The sequence below is a fragment of the Stenotrophomonas sp. T8 genome (genome assembly GCF_051853085.1).
GTDB lineage: Bacteria > Pseudomonadota > Gammaproteobacteria > Xanthomonadales > Xanthomonadaceae > Stenotrophomonas > Stenotrophomonas sepilia.
In genome coordinates, this window is sequence record NZ_CP195329.1 from 1,069,329 (window position 1) to 1,089,400 (window position 20,072).

A 20,072-nucleotide genomic window follows, 5' to 3' on the forward strand; every position below is an offset into this window, starting at 1 on the left:
CGAAAGAAAGGGGTTGGGCCGGCATGGTGGCCGGCCCGTGTGACACGGTCCTGTCACGCGCCAGGGGCTGCGTGCAGGGAGGGTGGACGCTGGGCGTCCACCCGGGCCTGGATCAGGCCTGGGCGTCGTCGCCCTTCTTGGCAGCCTTCTTGGCCGGAGCGCGGCGGGCCGGCTTCTCTTCGCCTTCAGCAGCGGCTTCCGCGAACTCTTCCTCGCGCACCGAAGCGGCGTGCGGCGCAGCGGCCTTGCCTTCCAGCACGGCGTCGGCAGCGGCGCGGGCGTACAGCTGCACAGCGCGGATGGCGTCGTCGTTGCCCGGGATGGCGTAGTCCACCAGTTCCGGGTTGTAGTTGGTGTCGACCACGGCGATGACCGGAATGCCCAGCTTCTTGGCTTCCTTGATCGCGATGTCTTCGTGGCCGATGTCGATCACGAAGATGGCGTCCGGCAGGCGGTTCATGTCCTTGATGCCGCCCAGCGAGGCTTCCAGCTTGTCGCGCTCGCGACGCAGGCCCAGCACTTCGTGCTTGACCAGCTTCTCGAAGGTGCCGTCGGTTTCACCGGCTTCCAGTTCCTTCAGGCGGGCAACCGACTGCTTGACGGTACGGAAGTTGGTCAGGGTGCCGCCCAGCCAACGCTGGTTCATGAACGGCATGCCGCAACGCTCGGCTTCTTCCTTGATGGTTTCACGGGCGCTGCGCTTGGTGCCCAGGAACAGGACGGTGCCGCGCTTCTGGGCAACCGACGAGATGAAGTTCATCGCATCGTTGAACAGCGGGACGGTCTTTTCCAGGTTGATGATGTGGATCTTGCCGCGGGCGCCGAAGATGTACGGAGCCATCTTCGGGTTCCAGTAGCGGGTCTGGTGGCCGAAGTGGACGCCGGCTTCCAGCATCTGACGCATGGTGACCTGGGGCATTGCAATACTCCTGATATGGAACCAGCGATTCCGCCCGCGGGATAGGTATGCGGGACGCGTGGAAGCGCGATCGGTTCCGGGGTTGGGCTTCCCTGTTGCCTCCGTGGCCGAACTCCTCGCGGAGCACCCCGGCACGGATGGGGGCAGCAGGTGTGGATTCACCGGTGACGTCCGGTGTGGACGGGCTCCCGCGCACGCAGGCGGCAGGAATCCGGTCGATTATAGCCCGCTGGGGGCGTCCGCTGCAATTGCAGGGTCAGATGCGGCCAGATCGACCTCGCGGCCGTCCTGCAGACGGGCCCGGAAGTGGCCGCCCACATAGCCATCGGGGCGGGCGGGCAGGGGCCAGCGGCGTTCATGGCCTGCGAGGATATAGCCGGCCAGCCCGGCCACCAGCAGCGACGATTGGCCGTCGGCCGCTATGAACTGCAGATCGTGCAGGCGGCCATGCAGCGTACTGGAATTGCTGAGTCGCAGCATGGCCTGAGGCCCATGTGCCTCGACGCGGGCCTGCAACCGGGCATGCAGCGCTGGCGCCGCTGGGCCGCGGAACAACGGCAGCGAGTAGCGGGGCAATCCCGGCAAGGCCGGCGCCAGTACGATCCGATAGGCCTGTTCACCCACGGATGCTGGCGGACCGCCTGGCAGCAGCCAGACGCGCTGGGTGCTGCCAGGGGGCAGGTCCAGCCGCGCAGGGCTGACCCGGATCCGGTCGCTGGGCTGCAGTCGTTCGGCGTCCAGTTGCTGCTCCCAGGCCAGCACCTGCACCTGGCCCTGCCAGCGGCCGGGCCCCGGATTACGCAGCCACAGTTCGGCGCGGCCGCCTTCGGCGGGTAGCTGCAGGGTGGTCGGCAACAGCTCCAGCGCCGCCGAGGGCTGCGCCAGCAGCAGTCCAAGCAGGATCAGCAGCGCGCGCATCAGTAGATGAGGGTCACGGAGGGCATTGCGCTGTCGTCTGTCGTCGGTGGTGCGAGGTCGCGGACCTGGGGCGGCACCTTGGGGTCGTCACTGCGCTGGTGTGGCGCCGCGCAACGGGGAGCGCCGGCATCGTCGCTGCAGGATTCGACCACGGTCAGCCGGATCTGCAGCGTGCTGCTGCGCGGTTCGGCGCGGGCCGGCGTGCTGGCGACCAGCATCGCCCCGATCAGAAATGCGCGAATCACCTGCCCACCGTGCTGAAAGATCTTGCTGCGCGGTATCGGCTGGATGCGCCGCAACTGTAGCGCCGAGCCCGCGCTCGGCACGGCCTTCGTCCGGTGGGTGCAGACTGTTGGTCGGCACGCAGGTCAGTAGGTGATCGTCACCGTCACCAGGTCGTTGTAGGTGCCGGCCGGGGGCTGGCCGGTGACCGGCGGTACCCGGCCGTAGATGGTCAGCTGCTGTGCGCTTCCGGTGCCGGTGCTGCTGGCCGTGTCAACCGTCAGGGTGTTGCCCCAGCGCTGGCTTCGTGCCGGATCCCGGTACAGCTCGTAGGGGAGGTAATAGGTGCTGTTGCCGATGGTGGTGGCCATGCGCCGGGTGGTGGTGGCGGCGGGATTGTTCTGGCCGTTGTTCAGGCCGACCTGGAAGGCGGTGTTCTTCAGGCAGGTCAGGGTCAGGGTGGCGGTCTGGTCGATGTTGGCCGGGATGCCGCCGGTGACGTTGCCGAAATTCATGTTGGTGGTGACGTAGCTGCCGCATTGCGGCAGCACGTTGGCGGTGGCGGTGAAACTGAAGGCCGCGCTCGCGCTGTTGGTACCGGTGGCGCCGCCGTTGCAGGTGGCGGGAACGGTGGCGGTGCCGAGCAGGACTTCGTTCCAGGCCCAGGTCAGCACCACGCTGGCGCCGCTGAAGGTGCTGCTGTACGCGCCGGAGGCCAGGACCTGGTTGGCCGGAATCTGACCGAACAGCTGCACAGTCTGCGCACCACTGCCGCCGGTCAGCAGCGGTACGTTGTAGCTCATGGTCAGCTCCTGCGCTGGCGGCGTGCCGCGCGGGACCAGGCCAGTGACCTGGCCGAAGCTGGCGTTGTTATATAGCTGGAAATTCATCGTGTCGCTGGTGGAGGTGGCCATCGTGCGGGACGTGGAACTGCTGCCGCCGCCACTGCCTGCGCCGATGCCCACGCAGACGCGCACGCCGGTGGTGGCCAACAGGCTCAGCGCGGCGGTGGTGCAGGTCACCGTGATGTTGAGGTTGGCCGTGCTCGGGCCGGGTGCATTGCTGTTGATGTTGCCGAACGGCAGGGTCGGATCGGCGACCGCCGTGCAGACCGCGGTGGCACCGGCCGGCGCCGCTGCCAGCAGGCCGGCCCACAGCAGCAGGACGAGCAGCAGCACCTTCATGGCGCCACCTCCGGAATGCACTGCTGCGGTGCCGGCTTCGGGCGGGCACCGGACGCCACCACCTTGGGCAGGTCCGGTACCTTCACCCGGCACGGGCCATGGCTGGTGGTGACGTACAGCACGCTGCCGGCGGCGACGTCTTCCAGATAGAGCAGGCCGTCGTAGCCGACCGTGGCCTGGCGACCGTCAGGCAGCTGCACCTCGCTGCCCGCCTCCAGAGGCTGGCCGTCCATCGCCAGCAGGGTCAGGCTCAGTGACGACCGCGAACGCAGCTGGAAGGTCACGCGGGTGCCGGCGCGCTGGCGCGGCGTGACCCAGTCCTCGATGCGGTCGGCACGCATGTCTTCGGGCAGGTCCAGGGTGTCGATCGAGACCCGGTTGCGCTGCCAGGACAGCAACGGACTGACCAGCAACAGGCCGCGATCGTCGGTGACACCGATCAAGCGGTTCTCCAGCCGCACCGGGACGCCGCCGACGCCATTGGTGCTGATCACCGCGAAGGCATCGGATACCTCGCGCGTGGCGAAGGCGTGCCCGCCCATCCACACCAGGCTGCCGCTGGCACTGGCGTAGGCATAGTTGAGCCCGCCCTGGCGCGAGGCACCGAAAGAATAGCGGCCGACATCGTTGAGGATGCCGACCTCGGCCAGGCCGCCGTTGCCGTCCTCGCCGTGGCGCAGCTGCGCGCGCCAGCCGACGCCGCCGGCGCTGCCATCGCCGGGCACAGGCTGGGTCACGTCCGCGACCCAGCTCTGGCTGTCGCCGTTGCGCTGGCTGGAGAGGCTGGCCTGGCGATTGTTGCCCAGGCTGGCAGTCATCGACAGGTAGATGCTGCGGTCATCGCTGCGGTCCAGGTTCTGGTTCACCGACAGGTAGGCCGACCAGCGTTGGCTCCAGGTGCGCGACCAGAACAGGCTGGCATAGCGGTTGTCGTCGCCGTTGGGGTAGCGCAGGCGCAGATAGCTGGCGCTGAGCGTGCCCAGCCGCAGCAGGTCCAGGCCGACCGTGGCCTGCTCGCTGATGCTTGGTGGCAGGTTGCCCTGCAGCGCGCCCAGGTCGCGGTAGTCGCCGTGGCTGCGCACGCTGCGCAGATTGACGTTGAAGCGACGGTTGTTCCAGCTGTAGCCCAGCGCCCATTGCCCACCCTGCAGGCCGTGGTAGTCACTGTGCGCATAGGCGGCATTGAACACGCCGGCGGCGCCGAGCAACCACCAGCCGCCAATGCCGCCCTGGGCCAGGCCGCCGCCGCCTTCGGCATGCGCCTCGCCGGTGAACGTGTCGGTGACACCGCCGCGCCAGCTGGCGCTGGCCACCGTGCGATCGTCATAGGCGAAGGAGCGCTCGCCGAAATCCCGGCGCAGGTGGCCGACGCCGACCGACCAGTCCGACAGGCCCTTGGCCAGCAGCTGCTGGGTGCCGTAGAAACTGAAGTCCAGCGTCTGCATGCGGCCGAATGCGTCGGTCACCACCACCTGCGCGCTGCCGGTGCCGCTGATGCCGGGCTGTGCTGCGAGCTGGAAGGGACCGACCGGCACCTGCCCGCTGTACTGGCGCAGGCCATCGACATACAGCTCGACCGTGGAGGGCACCACGGCCTGGCCGAGGAAACTCGGCGTGGGCGTCAGCACGCGGTAGGGCTGCAGGCCATAGTTGCGGCCGATCTGCAGGCCACCCAGGCGCACGGGGCGGGTCCAGTCGACGAACCCGCTGTAGAAATCGCCGATCTCCAGGGTCGTTGCGCTATCGGGGAAATCCAGGCTCCAGCGCGTGTCCAAGCGCACGCTCTCGCCGCGCCAATGGCGGTCGCCGGGTTGCTGGTAGCGGCGGCTGATGGCGGTGTTCTCGAAAGTGCCATTGCCGATACCGAATACGCGCAGCTCCGAGCTCAGGCTGAGGTTGCCGAGCGTGTCCACCCGGCTGCCGTAGACGTTGTAGTTGAGCAGCACGCCGGGCGAGGCGCTGCCGGTGGGGGCGCGCGTCTGCGGGCGGCTGAGCACGGTGGTGGGCAGTGTCAGCTGGTCCAGCGGCACGTCCAGCGCCAAGGTCTGCATGTGGGCGTCGTAGCGCACCACCGCACCGCTGATCTGGTCCAGGTAGACCGGTGCATCGCCGCTGGCGTTGAAGCCGAGCTGGCGCAGCACTTCGGGGCTGGCCTGCAGCCGGCCACGGTTCTCGATGAACGGCAGCAGGCCGCGCGGCGTGCTGTTGAGCGACACATCCAGGTACAGCGTCTGGCTGGCGGTCAGCGGGGTGGGGGGGGGCAGGATCGCATCGGCCGACACGCCGGATACATCAGCCGCCGTGGCCACGCCGGACACATCGGCGGCCTCGGTCGCCGCGGGAACCAGGGCAGCCAGCAACGCGCCCATCATGGCCTCAGCGAGCCGGTGGGGGCGACAGTGGCGTCTGTTCCGACTCGCCATTGAGCTTGGCCGTGATCTGGTCGTTGTCGCGGTCGATCGCCGTGCGTTCGATCGGCCAGCGCATCACCTGGCCGGGCAGTACGTAGCCCAGCAGCCCGGGATGGACGATGCGTGGGCGCGTGGCGCTGCCCAGCGCGAGATCGGCGATCTGAGCGTAACTGTTGCCCGAATTGGCTACTTCGACGCCGTTGCGGCCGTCCGCCAGCTTTACCAGCCGGGCCTGCAGCTGCGGCGCCAGCGTGCCGGCCGAGGGCTGCACGAACACCGGGATCGAATAGCGCAGGACGAACTGCATGCCACCCGCGCGGATGGCCAGGTCGGGCACCTCGTCAACGATCAGGCGGTAATGTTGCTGTGCCGCTGGCGGTTCCTTGTCCGCACGCATGACCCGCACCAGCTGCTGCTGTCCGGCGGCCAGTTCCTGCATCGGCGGAGTGGCCATCAACGCATCGGTGGGCAGCAGCTGTTCCTGGCCGTCCTGCTGCACCCAGCGGAACACGCGTACCTGCAGCTTCACCGGCGAGGTGCCGCTGTTGGTCAGCCACAATTCGCCGGCACGCTGGCGGGCTTCCAGCTGCAGGCTGGTCGGGGCCACCTGCAGGCTGGTGGCGCCGGCGGCCGCGATGGCAAGCAGGTACAGGGCGAGCAGCGCCACGCCGGTGGCGCGCCACGGGCGGGATCCGGCCATGCGGGCGTGCTCCATCAATAGGTGATCGTGGCGGTAACCGTATCCAGGTAGCTACCGGCGGCCGGGTTGTTGGTGCTCAGGTTCAGGATCTGGCCGTAGACGATGTAGGGCACGGCCAGGCCGGTGCCGATGCCGGCCTGGGTGTTGGTGCCGGTTGTGGCGCCCCAGACCAGGGTATGTGCGGCATCCTGGTAGAGCTGGTAGCCGACATAGTTGTTGGCGGTCACCGCCGCATTGGTGTTCTTCATCCGCCGGGTGGTGACGTCGTTGGCGGTGCTGGCATTGGCGCCCGCATTCAGTGCAATCGTGTAGGGCGTCAGTGCCGAGCACTGGGCGGTCACCGTGCCCTGGCCCAGGGTGGGCGTGGTGGTGGTTGATGCCGCGGTGCCGAAGTCCACGTTGGTGGCGGCCGCCGCCGTGATGGTGCAGGCCTTGGTGACCACCAGGGTGACATTGAAGGTGGTGGTGTCGGCGGCCAGTGCCGGGCTGGACAGCAGGAACCCGGCCACGGCCCATGCCAGCGGGGATCGAACTGGGGATCGCATGAACAACCTCCCTGACCCGAAGGTCCGTTGAACAAGGCGAAGACGGCACGTTCGGTGCCGCTTTGACGACGGTGGATCCAGCTTAGGAGGCGTAAGTGTCTGTAATCCGTGATAATTAGGCAGACGAAAGAGCGGAGACCATCACGCTTTCACTTTCCTTGCCGGAACCGTGCATCACCCGGATCGGCAGTTGGGTGGCGTTCGTTCAGATTGCGGCCGGATCGGCGATAATGGGTGCCATGAGCGTGAATCTGAAAACCCCGCAGGAAATCGAGATGATGCGCATCGCCGGCCGCCTGGCCAGCGAAGTGCTCGACATCGTCACCCCCCACGTCAAGCCCGGTGTCACCACCGAGGAACTGGACCGCATCTGCCACGACCACATCGTGAACGTGCAGGGCGCGATTCCGGCCAACGTCGGCTACCGCGGCTTCCCGAAGACCGTGTGCACCTCGGTCAACAATGTCATCTGCCACGGCATCCCCAGCGAAGGGAAGGTGCTCAAGGATGGCGACATCATCAATATCGACGTCACCGTCATCAAGGACGGCTGGCACGGCGACACCAGCCGCATGTACTTCGTCGGCACCCCGTCGGTGATGGCGCGCCGCCTGGTGGAAACCACGTACGAAGCCATGTGGCGCGGCATCCGCGCGGTGCGCCCGGGCGCCACCCTGGGCGACATCGGCCATGCCATCCAAAGCTATGCCGAAGGCGAGCGTTTCAGCGTGGTGCGCGAGTACTGCGGCCACGGCATCGGCAAGGTCTACCACGACGAGCCGCAGGTGGTGCACTACGGCCGCCCGGGCCAGGGCCTGGTGCTGCAGCCGGGCATGACCTTCACCATCGAGCCGATGATCAACGAGGGTACCCGCTACAACAAGGTGCTGCCGGATGGCTGGACCGTGGTGACCAAGGACCGCAAGCTGTCGGCGCAGTGGGAGCACATGGTCGCGGTCACCGAGACCGGCGTCGACGTGCTGACGCTGTCGCCGGGCGAGTCGCAGGTCTCCTGACGATGCTGCCGGCGAGTTCGCTGCTGGACACGCCGGCCGCGTCGCTCAACGACCCGGATTGGGCTGCTGCCGCGCGCCAGGCGCTGCAGCAGGCCGACGCGCGCCTGTATCGCCGCTTCGACCAGGGCGACAACATCGAGCGCCTGCTGGCGCTGCGGGCGCGCGCGGCCGACCATCTGATCCGCTTGGCCTGGCAGCGTTGCCTGCCGGCCGACAGCGGCCTGTCGCTGTTCGCGGTCGGTGGCTATGGCCGGGGTGAACTGTTTCCGCGTTCGGACATCGACCTGCTGGTGTTCGGCGACCCGCCCGCACAACGGGCGCATGAAGCGGCATTGGCACGCCTGTTCGCGCTGCTGTGGGACTGCGGATTGGCGGTCAGCCATGCGGTGCGTTCTGCATTGCAGTGCCGCGAGGCGGCGGCTGACCAGACCGTGCTGACCGCGCTGATCGAGGCGCGTCCGATCCTGGCCGATGATGCGGCGCGCCGTGCGCTGCGCGAGGCCATCGACGACCGTGAGCTGTGGCCGGCGCGTGCCTTCTTCCTGGCCAAGCTGGAAGAGCTGCGCAACCGCCACCAGCGCTTCGGCGACACTGCCGACAACCTGGAGCCGGATCTCAAGGATGGTCCCGGCGGCCTGCGCGATCTCAACACGCTGGGCTGGATGGCGCTGCGCGCCTTCGGCGTACGCGACCTGGAAGCGCTGGTCGGCCTGGGCCACCTGGGTGCCGACGAAGCGGCTGCGCTGAAGCGCGAGCGTGCGGTGCTGGCGCGGCTGCGCTTCGGCCTGCACCTGGTCGCGCGCCGCCCGGAAGAACGGTTGCGCTTCGATTACCAGAAGACCCTGGCCGCGCGCCTGGGCTTCGAAGACGATGCCGAGAATCTCGGTGTCGAGAAAATGATGCAGGGCTTCTACCGCGCCGCGCTGGTGGTGCGCCGGATCAGCGACCGCCTGCTGCAGCGCTTCGAGGAACAGTTCGATGGCGAGGCCCAGCCGGAACCGCTGACCGTGGGCTTCTCCCTGCGCCGCGGCTACCTGGCCGCCAACGAGGCCGACTGGCCGCGCGGTGACATCGGCCAGGTGTTCGCCCTGTTTTCCAGCTGGGCCAACAATCCACAGGTGCGAGGCCTGCATTCGCTGACCGCGCGCGCGCTGGCCGAAGCGCTGCCGTTGTTGCCGGCCTACGACCAGGCCGATGCCGATGCACGCGAGCAGTTCCTGTCCCTGCTGCGCGGCCAGCGTCCGGTCGACACGCTTTCGCGCATGGCGCGGCTGGGTGTGCTTGGCCAGTGGATCCCCGCGTTTGCCCAGGTCAGCGGGCGCATGCAGTTCGACCTGTTCCATGTCTATACGGTCGACCAGCACACGCTGATGGTCCTGCGCAACATCGGCCAGTTCGCCAGCAGCCGTGCCGACGAACGCTTCTCGATCGCGCACGAAGTGTGGCCCCGCCTGCGCAAGCCGGAACTGCTGCTGCTGGCCGGCCTGTTCCATGACATCGCCAAGGGCCGCGGCGGCGACCACTCGGAGCTGGGTGCGGTGGACGCGCGTGCGTTCTGCCAGGCGCATGCGCTCAGTGGCACCGATACCGAGCTGGTGGCATGGCTGGTCGAACAGCATCTGCGCATGTCGGTGACCGCGCAGAAGCAGGACATCGCCGATCCGGTAGTGATCCATCGCTTCGCCACCCTGGTCGGCAGCCGCGACCGCCTGGACTACCTGTACCTGCTGACCTGTGCCGACATCGCCGGCACCAGCCCGAAGCTGTGGAATGCCTGGAAGGACCGCCTGCTGGCCGACCTGTACTTCGCCACCCGGCGCGCGCTGCGCGAGGGGCTGGAGCATCCGGTACCGGCCGCCGAACGCGTGGCCGAGGCACGTGACAGCGTGCGCGCACTGGTGCGCGAGCAGGGTTACGACGACGCCACCATCGATCGCCAGTTCGCGGTGATGCCGGATGAGGGCTTCATTCGTCTGCGCCCCGAGCAGCTGGCCTGGCAGGCAGCTGCGCTGGTGCCGGTGAAGCAGGGCCAGGTGCTGGTGAAGGTGCGCCGGATCAGTGTGGATGACCCGGCGCTGGAAGTGTTCGTGCACTCGCCCGACCGCGACGGCCTGTTCGCCGCGATCGTGATGACCCTGGACCGCAAGGGCTATGGCATTCACCGCGCACGCGTGCTGGACGGTCCGGCCGATACCATCTTCGATACCTTCGAAGTGAACCCGGCCGACACGTTTGCCGATGGCAGCAGTGCCAACCTGGAGGCGGCGCTGCGCGAGGCACTCAGTGGTGACCTGTCGCGCCTGCGGCCGTCGCGCCGTGTGGTACCTCGGCAACTGCGGCACTTCCGCTTCGCCCCGCGCATCGAGTTCCGCGATGAACCGGGCGCAACCCGTTTTGCCCTGGTCGCTCCCGACCGTCCCGGCCTGCTGGCCGATGTGGCGTTCGTGCTGCGCAACCAGGGCCTGCGCGTGCATGATGCGCGCATTGCCACGTTCGGCGAGCGCGCCGAAGACACCTTCGTGATCAGTGACGAACACGACCTCCCCCTGACTGAACCTGCCCGGCAGCAGCTGCATGACGCAATGCTGGCCTGCCTGGACCCTGATCGAAACGCCGGAGACCCCGCCTGATGGCCACCAAGCCCGCCAAGAAGACCGCCGCGACCCCCAAGAGCGCAGCGGCCCGGAAACCTGCTGCAGCCGCACCGGCCGCAAAGAAGGCCACTGCGCCGAAGAAGGCCACCGCGGTGAAGGCCCCGGCGAAGAAAACGGCTGCGGTCAAGCGTGCTGTGAAGAAGCCGGCCCCGGCCAAGAGCGCCGAAGCCGTCCGCGCCGAAACCATCGCCCGCAAGTCGCTGCGCAAGCCGTCGGCACCCGGCGTGGAAGAACTCAGGTTCGGCATCGAGAGCGCCTTCGAGCGCCGCGCCACCTTGACCCTGCATGAGCTGGAAGGCTCGACCAGGCCGCTGGTCAACCGCGTGATCGACGGTCTCGAGAGCGGTGAATTCCGCGTCGCCGAGCCGGACGGCCAGGGCGGCTGGAAGGTCAACGAGTGGCTGAAGAAGGCCGTGCTGCTGTATTTCCGCGTCAACGACATGGCGGTGGTCGATGCACGACCGGCACCGTTCTGGGACAAGGTCGAATCGCGCTTCGCCGGCTACGACGAAGCGAAGTTCCGCCGGAGCGGCGTGCGCGTGGTGCCGGGCGCGATTGCCCGCCGCGGCTCGTACTTCGGCAAGGACGTGGTGTTGATGCCGAGCTTCACCAACATCGGCGCCTACGTCGGCGAAGGCACCATGGTCGACACCTGGGCCACGGTGGGTTCGTGCGCGCAGATCGGCAAGCACTGCCACCTGTCCGGCGGTGCCGGCATCGGCGGCGTACTGGAGCCGCTGCAGGCCAGCCCGACCATCATCGAGGACCACTGTTTCATCGGTGCGCGTTCGGAAGTGGTGGAAGGCGTGGTGGTCGGCCACCACAGCGTGATCGGCATGGGCGTGTTCCTCAGCCAGAGCACCCGCATCTACAACCGTGCCACCGGCGAGATCAGCTACGGCTACATCCCGCCGTACAGCGTGGTGGTGTCCGGCTCGCTGCCGAGCAAGGACGGTACCCATTCGCTGTACTGCGCGGTGATCGTCAAGCAGGTTGATGCCAAGACCCGCAGCAAGACCAGCGTCAACGACCTGCTGCGCGGCCTGGCCGACTGAAGATGACTGCGCCGGAGGATCTGGCGACGTCCGCGATCTACCGGCATCCGTCCGGCACCCTGTTCGGGCGGATGCTGCCGCGCCTGCTGCACGCCCCGCGCTGGACCCGGTTGCGCCGCGCGCTGTCGCGGCGCTGGCCGATGCCGGTGCTGGCCAGCGATGTGCGCGACGTGGTGTACGTGAGCTGGTGGGTCGACGTAGGGCGCGCGCCAACGCCTCCGCCGGGCCACCACTACGTGGTGCATGCCGGACGCACGCCTTACACCATCCTCAGCTACCGGCACGGCCATTTCGGGCCGGTGCTGGCGGGACCGTTGCGCTGCTTGATGCCGTCGCCAAGGCAGAGCAACTGGCGCTGGTACCTGCGCCGTGACCATGATCCAGGCGGGGCCCCGGTGGTGCTGTTCGATCGCAACGTGATGGACCAGCTGGCCTTCGTCGCCGGCGCGCGCGCTTTCAGCGATGCCATGCAGCCCCACCTGTCCACGCGCTTCGAGCATGTGGTGCGCGCCGATGGCGATGGGCACACCCTGATCGAAGGCGGGCAGGGCAGTGCGCCTGCCCTGCACCTGCAGTGGCGGGCCGCTGCGGGCTGGGAGGACGGGGCGTGGCGGGGGGCCTTCGGTGGCCATCAGGCCCTGCTGCGCTTCCTGACCTGCCAGGATGAGGCCGTTGCGCGCACCTGTGACCGGCACTGGGCCAGCACCCGCATCGCGCTGCCGGTGGATGTCGACAGCCTGCAGCCGCTGCAGCTGGAAGGCGAACTGCAGTGCCCGCGCCTGCAGGCGATGGACGTGGCGCTGCACGAGGGGCTGGCCTTCCGGCTGCCAAGGGTACCGTTCCGGGTCGTGTCCGAGCGCCTGTTGTGAGATTCTGGGCCTCTGTTTTCCAGCATCACAGATGGCCATGAGCACCACTGTCTACGGTTTGAAGAACTGCGATACCTGCAAGAAGGCGACCAAGTGGCTGGACCGCTTCGGCGTGCCGTACACCTTCGTTGACTACCGCGACAACAAGCCGAGCCCGGAAACACTGCTGGCGTGGGCTGAGCAGCTGGGTGGCCTGGCCGCGATGGTCAACAGGTCCTCCACCACCTGGCGGCAGCTGCCGGACAACCGCAAGGCCGCCGATTCCGAGGCCGAATGGAAGCTGCTGCTGCGCGAGTACCCGCAGCTGATCAAGCGCCCGCTGGTGGTCACCGCCGACGGCACGGTCAGCCAGGGTTTCAGTGACAATGGCTTCAAGGCCCGCTTCGGCGTGGGTGACGCGTGAGCGCGGTCCTCGACCTGACCTGCGAGCTGATCGCACGGCCCTCGGTGACGCCCGATGATGCCGGCTGCCAGGCACTGCTGGCGGCACGCCTGAAGCAGGCCGGGTTCCAGTGCGATCACCTGCGGCTGGGCGAGGTCGACAACCTGTGGGCGACCCATGGCCAGGGCGCGCCGGTACTGGTGCTGCTGGGCCATACCGACGTGGTGCCGACGGGGCCGCGCGAGGCCTGGACCAGCGATCCTTTCACGCCGACGATCCGTGATGGCGTGCTGTATGGTCGCGGCACCGCCGACATGAAGGGCAGCGTGGCGGCGTTCGTGGTGGCGGCCGAGCAGTTCGTTGCCGCGCATCCCGATCACCCCGGCACGCTGGCGGTGCTGCTGACCAGCGACGAGGAGGGCGATGCCATCGATGGCGTGCGCCACGTCGCACGGCTGTTCGCCGAGCGCGGCCAACGCATCGACTGGTGCATCACCGGCGAGCCGTCGTCGACCGCGACGCTCGGTGACCTGCTGCGCGTGGGTCGTCGTGGCAGCCTGTCGGCCAAGCTGCGGGTGCAGGGCGTACAGGGCCATGTGGCGTACCCGGAGAAGGCGCGCAACCCGATCCACCAGGCGGCGCCCGCCCTGGCCGAGTTGAGCGCACGGCGCTGGGATGACGGCTACGAGAGTTTCCCGCCGACCAGCCTGCAGGTCTCCAACATCCATGCCGGTACGGGCGCCAACAATGTGATTCCCGGCGAGCTCGAAGTGGATTTCAACATCCGCTACAACCCGCACTGGGATGCGCCGAAACTGGAAGCGGAGATCACCGCGCTGCTGGATCGGCATGCCCTGCAGTACACGCTGAAGTGGCATCGCAGCGGCGAACCGTTCTACACCCCGGAAGGCACGCTGCGCGCCACCGCGCGCGCGGTGCTGGCCGAGCACATCGGTCGTGCCCCTGAGGAAAGCACTGGTGGCGGCACCTCCGATGCGCGCTTCATCGCGCCATTGGGCGCGCAGTGCATCGAAGTGGGGCCGGTCAACGCCAGCATCCACCAGGTGGACGAGAACGTGCGCGTGGACGAACTGGAAGCGCTGCCCGGGCTGTACCAGCGGCTGGTGGAGCGGCTGCTGGTGTGAGGCATGGCACCGGGCACGGCCCGGCGCTACCCCTGTGGGCCGACTGCTGGGTGCCGACCGTTGGTCGGCACACCTTCACCTGGTTGCCAACGCAACGGTTGCGCCGTGCCGGAAACCGGGGTAGGGTCGATGCCATGTCGATCCGCCTGGCCACCGCCGTCAATAACAACTACCGCAATAATCTGCGCGCGAATAATCGTGCGCGGCCGATGCGGGACTGCGCCCTGGGTAGATAGACAGCAACACACGCCCGGACACCAGAAAACCCGCATCGGTCGATGCGGGTTTTTTTTGTGCCCGGGCGCAGCCCCACCCGGGCCTGGATGGCCGGTCGAACACCCTCCCACCCGTGAAATTCCCCCAACAGGAGCTCCCCCATGTGTTCGATCTTCGGAATCTTCGGCCTGCAGGCCGGTGACGATCTTCCGGCCCTGCGCCGCCATGCGCTGGAACTGTCGCAGCGCCAGCGCCACCGCGGCCCGGACTGGAGCGGCGTGTATCTTGACGAAGGTGCGCTGCTGGTCCACGAGCGGCTGGCCATCGTCGACCCGGCCGGCGGCTCGCAACCGCTGCTGTCGGCCGACGGCCAGCTGGCGCTGGCGGTCAACGGCGAGATCTACAACCACCAGCAACTGAAGGCCGCACTGACCACCGCCTATGACTTCCAGACCGGTTCGGACTGTGAAGTAATCAATGCGCTGTACCGCCAGGGCGCTTCGCCGGCGCAGTGGCTGGAGCAGCTCAATGGCATCTTCGCGTTCGCGCTGTGGGACCGTGGTGCCGGTCGTGTGCTGGTGGCGCGCGACCCGGTCGGCGTGGTGCCGCTGTACTGGGGCCACGATGCCCAGGGACGTCTGCGAGTGGCCTCGGAAATGAAGGCACTGGTCGATACCTGTGCCGACGTCGCGCAGTTCCCGCCGGGCCACTATTTCGACAGTGCCAGCGGTGAGCTGGTGCGCTACTACCAGCAGCCGTGGCGCGACTACGCTGACGTGCAGGGTCGCCAGGCCGATCTGGCCGAGCTGCGCCAGGCCTTCGAGCATGCGGTGGAACGCCAGCTGATGAGCGATGTGCCGTACGGCGTGCTGCTGTCTGGTGGCCTGGACTCGTCGCTGGTGGCGGCGGTGGCCGCGCGCTATGCACGCCGTCGCATCGAGGATGGGGGGCAGACCGAAGCCTGGTGGCCGCGCCTGCACTCGTTCGCGATCGGCTTGAAGGGCTCTCCCGATCTGGCCGCCGCTGCAATCGCCGCCGAAGCGCTGGGCACCGTGCATCACGGCTTCGAGTACACGTTCGAGGAGGGCCTTGATGCACTGCCGGAAGTGATCCGCCATATCGAAACCTACGACGTCACCACCATCCGCGCATCGACGCCGATGTTCCTGCTGGCACGGCGGATCAAGGCCATGGGGGTGAAGATGGTGCTTTCCGGCGAGGGCAGCGACGAGATCTTTGGTGGCTACCTGTATTTCCACAAGGCGCCGGATGCGCGTGAATTCCACGACGAACTGGTACGCAAGCTCGACGCGCTGCACAACTACGACTGCCTGCGCGCCAACAAGTCGATGATGGCCTGGGGCGTGGAGCCGCGTGTGCCGTTCCTGGATCGCGAATTTCTCGATGTGGCGATGCGCTTCGACGCCGCGCACAAGATGGTCGGTGCGGGCTTTGGTGGCCGCCGCATCGAGAAGGCGGTGTTGCGCGAGGCGTTCGAAGGCTACCTGCCGGACAGCATCCTGTGGCGGCAGAAGGAGCAGTTCAGCGATGGCGTTGGCTATGGCTGGATCGACGGGCTGAAGGCGCATGCCGAAGCTCAGGTGAGCGACCGTGTGCTGGCAGCGGCCGACAAGCGCTTCCCGCACAACCCGCCGCAGACCAAGGAGGCCTACTACTATCGTCATCTGTTCGAGCAGTTCTTCCCGAGCCGTGCGGCCGCCGAGACCGTGCCGGGTGGCAAGTCCATTGCCTGCTCGTCGCCGGCGGCGATCGCGTGGGATGCCAGCTTCGCCGCAGCTGCAGATCCGTCGGGGCGCGCGATCGCTGGCGTGCACGAGCAGGCACTGGCGTAAGCCCCGAAAAAGGGACGGAGCGGGACCGGGGCGCTTGTGCCACTAACGACTTAATCCCCTCCGTCCCCTTTTTGTATGATCGCCCCCCTGCACATTGGGGAATGTTCATGGACGTACACAGCGGGGGCCCGGCGCCACCGACGAAGTGGGGATGGCGCTACCTGGCCTGGGCCGGGGTCCCGCTGCTGGCTGGCGTGCTGCTGGCCCGTTATGCCGGGCCGGCGGCGCCCGAGGCTGTTGCCCGCGCCACGGCCACGGCCACGGCCGAAGCCACCTGGGTGCAGCATCTGGCGTCGCCGCTGGGCCTGTTCCTGCTGCAGCTGCTGGTGCTGTTGCTGGTGGCCAAGGGCGCAGGCGCGCTGCTCAAGCACTTTGGACAACCGGCGGTGATCGGCGAGATGGCCGCCGGCCTGATGATGGGCCCATTGATGCTCGGCAGCCTGTTGCCGCCGCTGCATGGAGCCCTGTTCCCGCCCAGCTCGCTGGGCCCGCTGGGCATGCTCAGCCAGTTGGGTGTGCTGATGTTCCTGCTGGTGGCCGGTGCCGAGCTGGACCTGGCGGCGCTGCGTGGACGCCGGCGTTTTGCCTTTACGGTCAGCCATGCCGGCATTGCGGTGCCGTTTGTGCTTGGCGTCGCCCTGGCGATCTGGCTGTACCCGCAGCACGGTCCGCAGGGCGTGGGCTTCACCGCATTCGCACTTTTCGTTGGCATATCGATGAGCATCACGGCCTTCCCTGTGTTGCTGCGTATCCTTGCCGACCGCGGTATCACGCAGGCGCCACTGGGGCAGACCGCGATTGCCTGCGCTGCATTGGGTGATGCCACCGCGTGGTGCCTGCTGGCGCTGATCGTGGCGGCTGCACAGGCCAGCGGATGGCTGCCGGCCAGCCTCAACCTGCTGTGCGTAGTCGCCTTCGTGGCGCTGATGCTGGGGCTGGTGAAGCCGTGGTTCGCCCGCCAGCAGATCGCGCCGGGTCGTGAGGGACGCTGGCTGCTCGGCATCCTGCTGCTGTCGCTGGCCAGTGCCCTGGTCACCGAGATGCTCGGCATCCATGCGCTGTTCGGTGCGTTCGCGGCTGGCGTGGCGGTGTCGTCAAATGTGCAGTTGCGCGAGCTGCTGATGGCGCGCGTCGAACCGTTCGCGGTGACGCTGCTGCTGCCGCTGTTCTTCGCCATGACCGGGCTGCGCATGCGCGCCGATACGCTGCAGGCCAGCGATGTCCTGTTGTGCGTGGTGGTGATCGCGGTAGCGACGACCGGCAAGCTGCTGGGCACCTTCAGTGCCGCACGCAGTGCCGGCATGCCCACCCGTGAGGCGTGGCGGCTGGGTGCACTGATGAACACCCGTGGCCTGATGGAGCTGATCGTGCTCAACCTGGGTTACGAACTTGGCCTGCTCGGTGACCGGCTGTTCGCGGTGCTGGTGATCATGGCGCTGGTGACAACGGCGATGACCGGGCCACTGTTGAACCTGATCGAGCGGCGCAGGGGCTGAGCGTTGAACGGTAGTGCCGGCCGCTGGCCGGCAACCTCATGATGCTGGATGCACCTGCATGGATGCCGGCCAGCGGCCGGCACTACCGCGCTGGCACCAGCGTCATGGTGTGCTGCGCCTTGCCCGGCAGGAACGGCGTCGGCCGGCCATGCACCCAGTCTTCGTGGCCGGCACCCCAGTAGGGCGACAGTGGATGCCCACTCTGGCCGCCGGGCATGTGCACGATGCCGTCGGCCTCGTGGCCCGGCGAAACCACCATGCGCTCGGAAGCGCCGAAGTTCGGCGTCTGCACGCGCGGCATGTCGCGGTCGCCGGGCAGGTGGTCGGCCGGCATGCACAGCCAGCGTTTGGCGATGTCCGGCAGCGCCCGTGCGATGGGATGGCAGATCGCCGCGGTATTGCGTTCGCCCCAGCTGCGTTTGGCCAGCGGTCCCTGCCTGGTCAGCTCACTTTCGGTACGGCGTGCGGCGTCGATCAGCAGTGCATCCCAGCTGTCGAAGGCCGGTGGCAGAAGATTGGCCGGCCGCTGCTGCAGCATCGGCCAGGCCACCCCTTCCAGCTGCGCCAGGCGCGGCTCCAGATAGTCATCGCCCAGCTGCGCATTGGCCGGTGCCAGCAGTGCATCGGACAGTGTCTTCATCACCTGCGTACGGAACTCACGCACCACCCGGTAGCTGACAGAGCTGGCCGAGGCACGGCCGCCCCATTGATGGCTGGCCTCCTTCAAGCGCTTCAGTGCAGGGTCGTCACTGCGTTCGATGACGTCGTGCAGCAGCGCCCACCAGCGCTGCAGGAACACCGCGCGATCGTCGAGCTGGATCGCCAGCAGGTCGTGTTCGTCGAAGCGCTCCTGGATCGCCAGCAGGTCGCGGATCTGCCGCGCACGGGCGCCAAGGTCATAACCACCGTTGCCGACATTGGCCAGTGCCTCGCCGTCGAGGACGCGGCCGTTGGCGGTCCACAGGCGATGGTTCGGTGGGTCGATCAATGCCGGCGAGGCGTCGCTGCGGATCGGCCAGGGGGCGCAGTCCTGGTTGTGGGCGGCGTTGAAGCCGGCCGGCGCGCAGCCCGGACCGCGATCCGGGCGGGCGCCGATCAGGCGCCAGGCGATGCGTCCGCTGCGGTCGCCGACCACCAGGTTCTGTGCGGGAATGCCGGCGTGGTCGGCGAACTGCAGGGCCGCGTCCAGGTCACCGGCGCGGGCCAGGTCACCGAAGTCCAGGCGCACCGCACCGGGCAGCTGGGCGACCCAGCGCAGCGCGTCGCCGCTGCCATCGGCATGCGTGTGCAGGATCGGCCCCCAGGCGGATTCGCGCACCGGGAACACCACGTCGGCCTGGCCGGCCACCGCAATCCGCTCTTCATGCACGGTCACTGCGGCATTGGCCGGTTCGGTGCGGTAGTCCGCCGTGTCGATGTAACTGTTGGTGAAACCCCAGGCGACGTGCCCGTTGCTGCCGACGATCACGGCCGGAAGGCCCGGCAGCGAGAAGCCGGTGACGTCGACCTGTCCGCCCGCGGCCTGCGGGTCGGGGTAGCGCAGGCGCACGCGGAACCACAGACCCGGCGCGCGCAGGCCCAGGTGCATGTCGTCGGCGACGATCGCGCGACCGTCGGCGGTGAGCGCGCCGGCCACGGCGAAGTTGTTGCTGCCGATGACATCGGCCTCTTCCTGCCCGGTGCCCGGCTTTCCCTTCAGCGTGCGCAGGTCCAGCTGGCTGGCATCGGGCAGCGTGGCGTTGCCGGTGGGTTCGCCGAACAGCGGCGCATCCCATTCCGTGCCGTCGTGGGCGATCAATGCGTACAGCGCCGGCGGCACCACTGCGCGGATGCGGCTCAGTGCAAGCTCGGTCTGGTTGCCGGGGTCCTGCAGGTCGGCGTACATGGCCAGCCCGGTCAGCACGCTGTCGCTGGCCTGCCACGGTTGCGGCGACTGCCGCAGCAGCAGGTAGGCCCATGGCCGCACGGAGAGGCCGGCCAGGCCCTCATTGACCCCACCGACATAGGCGCTCACGGCGTCGACGTTGTCGCCCAGCGCAGCCTGCATGTTCGCCTCGGTGCGCGCGCGCAGCCGATGCACGCGCATGCGCTTGTCGGCATCGATCGCCTTCGGGCCAAACAGTGCGGACAGTTCGCCGGCGGCGCTGCGGCGCATCAGGTCCATCTCGAAATAGCGTTCCTGCGCATGCACGCGGCCCAATGCGCGCATCGCGTCGGCCTGGCTGGTGGCGGTGATGGTGACCACGCCCAGCGCATCGCGCTCGATGGTGACCGGCCTGGCCAGGCCGGGCAGCGCATGCTCGCCGTCCAGGTCGGCCAGGCTGCCGCGCAGCAGCAGCCACAGCACCAGTGCGGTGACCAGCACGATGGCGACCAACACGCCCAGCACCCAACGCCATGTACGTCGCATCGCACGTCCTTTCCGAACTCGTGGGCCGATTGTAGCCGCAGGCGCAACTGCGACTGATTCCGATTAGATCACCGTAT

Annotated in this window: 16 protein-coding genes; 8 read left to right on the plus strand and 8 right to left on the minus strand. The window is 68.0% G+C overall.

Translation table 11 applies throughout. The annotated features are described in order from the left end of the window. Positions 1–112 precede the first annotated feature (112 nt). From rpsB to ACSDHM_RS05035, 7 genes are all read right to left on the minus strand, one after another. Entirely contained in the window at positions 113–919 is an 807-nt protein-coding gene (gene rpsB, locus ACSDHM_RS05005; RefSeq protein ID WP_005408748.1) for a 30S ribosomal protein S2, read from the minus strand. A gap of 219 nt (positions 920–1,138) precedes the next feature. After that, positions 1,139–1,837, minus strand: a complete 699-nt coding sequence (locus ACSDHM_RS05010; RefSeq protein ID WP_334271697.1) for a fimbrial biogenesis chaperone — start codon at positions 1,835–1,837, stop codon at positions 1,139–1,141. After that, positions 1,837–2,163 (minus strand): hypothetical protein, encoded by a 327-nt coding sequence (locus ACSDHM_RS05015; RefSeq protein ID WP_245884942.1) that lies wholly within the window; start codon positions 2,161–2,163, stop codon positions 1,837–1,839. Before ACSDHM_RS05015 ends, ACSDHM_RS05010 begins: the two co-directional genes overlap by 1 nt. 42 nt (positions 2,164–2,205) lie before the next feature. After that, a complete protein-coding gene (locus tag ACSDHM_RS05020; protein WP_072166810.1) occupies positions 2,206–3,243 on the minus strand; it encodes a Csu type fimbrial protein in 1,038 nt (345 codons plus the stop codon). Continuing rightward, positions 3,240–5,612, minus strand: coding sequence for a fimbria/pilus outer membrane usher protein (locus ACSDHM_RS05025; RefSeq protein WP_188241140.1), 2,373 nt, complete (start codon positions 5,610–5,612; stop codon positions 3,240–3,242). Before ACSDHM_RS05025 ends, ACSDHM_RS05020 begins: the two co-directional genes overlap by 4 nt. A gap of 7 nt (positions 5,613–5,619) precedes the next feature. Next, entirely contained in the window at positions 5,620–6,369 is a 750-nt protein-coding gene (locus tag ACSDHM_RS05030; RefSeq protein ID WP_072166808.1) for a fimbrial biogenesis chaperone, read from the minus strand. Continuing rightward, complete coding sequence (locus ACSDHM_RS05035; RefSeq protein WP_072166807.1) at positions 6,369–6,899, minus strand: Csu type fimbrial protein; 531 nt, start codon at positions 6,897–6,899, stop codon at positions 6,369–6,371. Before ACSDHM_RS05035 ends, ACSDHM_RS05030 begins: the two co-directional genes overlap by 1 nt. A gap of 230 nt (positions 6,900–7,129) precedes the next feature. On the opposite strand from ACSDHM_RS05035, the gene map reads away from it, so the two are divergent. The 8 genes from map (at position 7,130) to ACSDHM_RS05075 (ending at position 17,585) form a co-directional block, all read left to right on the plus strand. After that, entirely contained in the window at positions 7,130–7,915 is a 786-nt protein-coding gene (gene map, locus ACSDHM_RS05040) for a type I methionyl aminopeptidase (protein ID WP_032955117.1), read from the plus strand. Between the two features lie 2 nt (positions 7,916–7,917). Then, positions 7,918–10,545 (plus strand): [protein-PII] uridylyltransferase, encoded by a 2,628-nt coding sequence (locus tag ACSDHM_RS05045; RefSeq protein ID WP_111007616.1) that lies wholly within the window; start codon positions 7,918–7,920, stop codon positions 10,543–10,545. Continuing rightward, complete coding sequence (gene dapD / locus ACSDHM_RS05050; RefSeq protein WP_439426708.1) at positions 10,545–11,624, plus strand: 2,3,4,5-tetrahydropyridine-2,6-dicarboxylate N-succinyltransferase; 1,080 nt, start codon at positions 10,545–10,547, stop codon at positions 11,622–11,624. The genes ACSDHM_RS05045 and dapD overlap by 1 nt, the downstream gene beginning before the upstream one ends. 2 nt (positions 11,625–11,626) lie before the next feature. Beyond that, positions 11,627–12,493 carry a hypothetical protein gene (locus ACSDHM_RS05055; protein ID WP_111007614.1) on the plus strand — a complete coding sequence of 289 codons (867 nt, stop codon included), beginning with the start codon at positions 11,627–11,629 and terminating at the stop codon, positions 12,491–12,493. Positions 12,494–12,524: 31 nt separating this feature from the next. Continuing rightward, the gene (locus ACSDHM_RS05060; protein ID WP_172412123.1) at positions 12,525–12,896 is read left to right on the plus strand and encodes an arsenate reductase; all 372 of its coding nucleotides are present in this window, start codon (positions 12,525–12,527) and stop codon (positions 12,894–12,896) included. After that, a complete protein-coding gene (dapE, locus tag ACSDHM_RS05065; protein ID WP_072166803.1) occupies positions 12,893–14,020 on the plus strand; it encodes a succinyl-diaminopimelate desuccinylase in 1,128 nt (375 codons plus the stop codon). Before ACSDHM_RS05060 ends, dapE begins: the two co-directional genes overlap by 4 nt. 377 nt (positions 14,021–14,397) lie before the next feature. Further along, complete coding sequence (gene asnB / locus ACSDHM_RS05070) at positions 14,398–16,089, plus strand: asparagine synthase B (protein ID WP_072166802.1); 1,692 nt, start codon at positions 14,398–14,400, stop codon at positions 16,087–16,089. 101 nt (positions 16,090–16,190) lie between these two features. After that, complete coding sequence (locus tag ACSDHM_RS05075) at positions 16,191–17,585, plus strand: cation:proton antiporter domain-containing protein (protein ID WP_439426709.1); 1,395 nt, start codon at positions 16,191–16,193, stop codon at positions 17,583–17,585. Positions 17,586–17,667: 82 nt separating this feature from the next. On the opposite strand, the gene ACSDHM_RS05080 is transcribed toward ACSDHM_RS05075, so the two are convergent. Further along, positions 17,668–19,995: a penicillin acylase family protein gene (locus tag ACSDHM_RS05080; RefSeq protein WP_439426710.1), complete on the minus strand. Its 2,328-nt coding sequence runs from the start codon at positions 19,993–19,995 to the stop codon at positions 17,668–17,670. Positions 19,996–20,072: the final 77 nt, after the last annotated feature.

Excerpts from the sequence above, each read along its gene's own strand:
- rpsB (WP_005408748.1), bottom strand. The coding sequence starts at position 919 with ATGCCCCAGGTCACCATGCGTCAGATGCTGGAAGCCGGCGTCCACTTC.
- ACSDHM_RS05010 (WP_334271697.1), bottom strand. The coding sequence starts at position 1,837 with ATGCGCGCGCTGCTGATCCTGCTTGGACTGCTGCTGGCGCAGCCCTCG.
- ACSDHM_RS05020 (WP_072166810.1), bottom strand. The coding sequence starts at position 3,243 with ATGAAGGTGCTGCTGCTCGTCCTGCTGCTGTGGGCCGGCCTGCTGGCA.
- ACSDHM_RS05025 (WP_188241140.1), bottom strand. The coding sequence starts at position 5,612 with ATGGGCGCGTTGCTGGCTGCCCTGGTTCCCGCGGCGACCGAGGCCGCC.
- ACSDHM_RS05030 (WP_072166808.1), bottom strand. The coding sequence starts at position 6,369 with ATGGAGCACGCCCGCATGGCCGGATCCCGCCCGTGGCGCGCCACCGGC.
- ACSDHM_RS05035 (WP_072166807.1), bottom strand. The coding sequence starts at position 6,899 with ATGCGATCCCCAGTTCGATCCCCGCTGGCATGGGCCGTGGCCGGGTTC.
- map (WP_032955117.1), top strand. The coding sequence starts at position 7,130 with ATGGGTGCCATGAGCGTGAATCTGAAAACCCCGCAGGAAATCGAGATG.
- ACSDHM_RS05045 (WP_111007616.1), top strand. The coding sequence starts at position 7,918 with ATGCTGCCGGCGAGTTCGCTGCTGGACACGCCGGCCGCGTCGCTCAAC.
- dapD (WP_439426708.1), top strand. The coding sequence starts at position 10,545 with ATGGCCACCAAGCCCGCCAAGAAGACCGCCGCGACCCCCAAGAGCGCA.
- ACSDHM_RS05055 (WP_111007614.1), top strand. The coding sequence starts at position 11,627 with ATGACTGCGCCGGAGGATCTGGCGACGTCCGCGATCTACCGGCATCCG.
- ACSDHM_RS05060 (WP_172412123.1), top strand. The coding sequence starts at position 12,525 with ATGGCCATGAGCACCACTGTCTACGGTTTGAAGAACTGCGATACCTGC.
- asnB (WP_072166802.1), top strand. The coding sequence starts at position 14,398 with ATGTGTTCGATCTTCGGAATCTTCGGCCTGCAGGCCGGTGACGATCTT.
- ACSDHM_RS05075 (WP_439426709.1), top strand. The coding sequence starts at position 16,191 with ATGTTCATGGACGTACACAGCGGGGGCCCGGCGCCACCGACGAAGTGG.
- ACSDHM_RS05080 (WP_439426710.1), bottom strand. The coding sequence starts at position 19,995 with ATGCGACGTACATGGCGTTGGGTGCTGGGCGTGTTGGTCGCCATCGTG.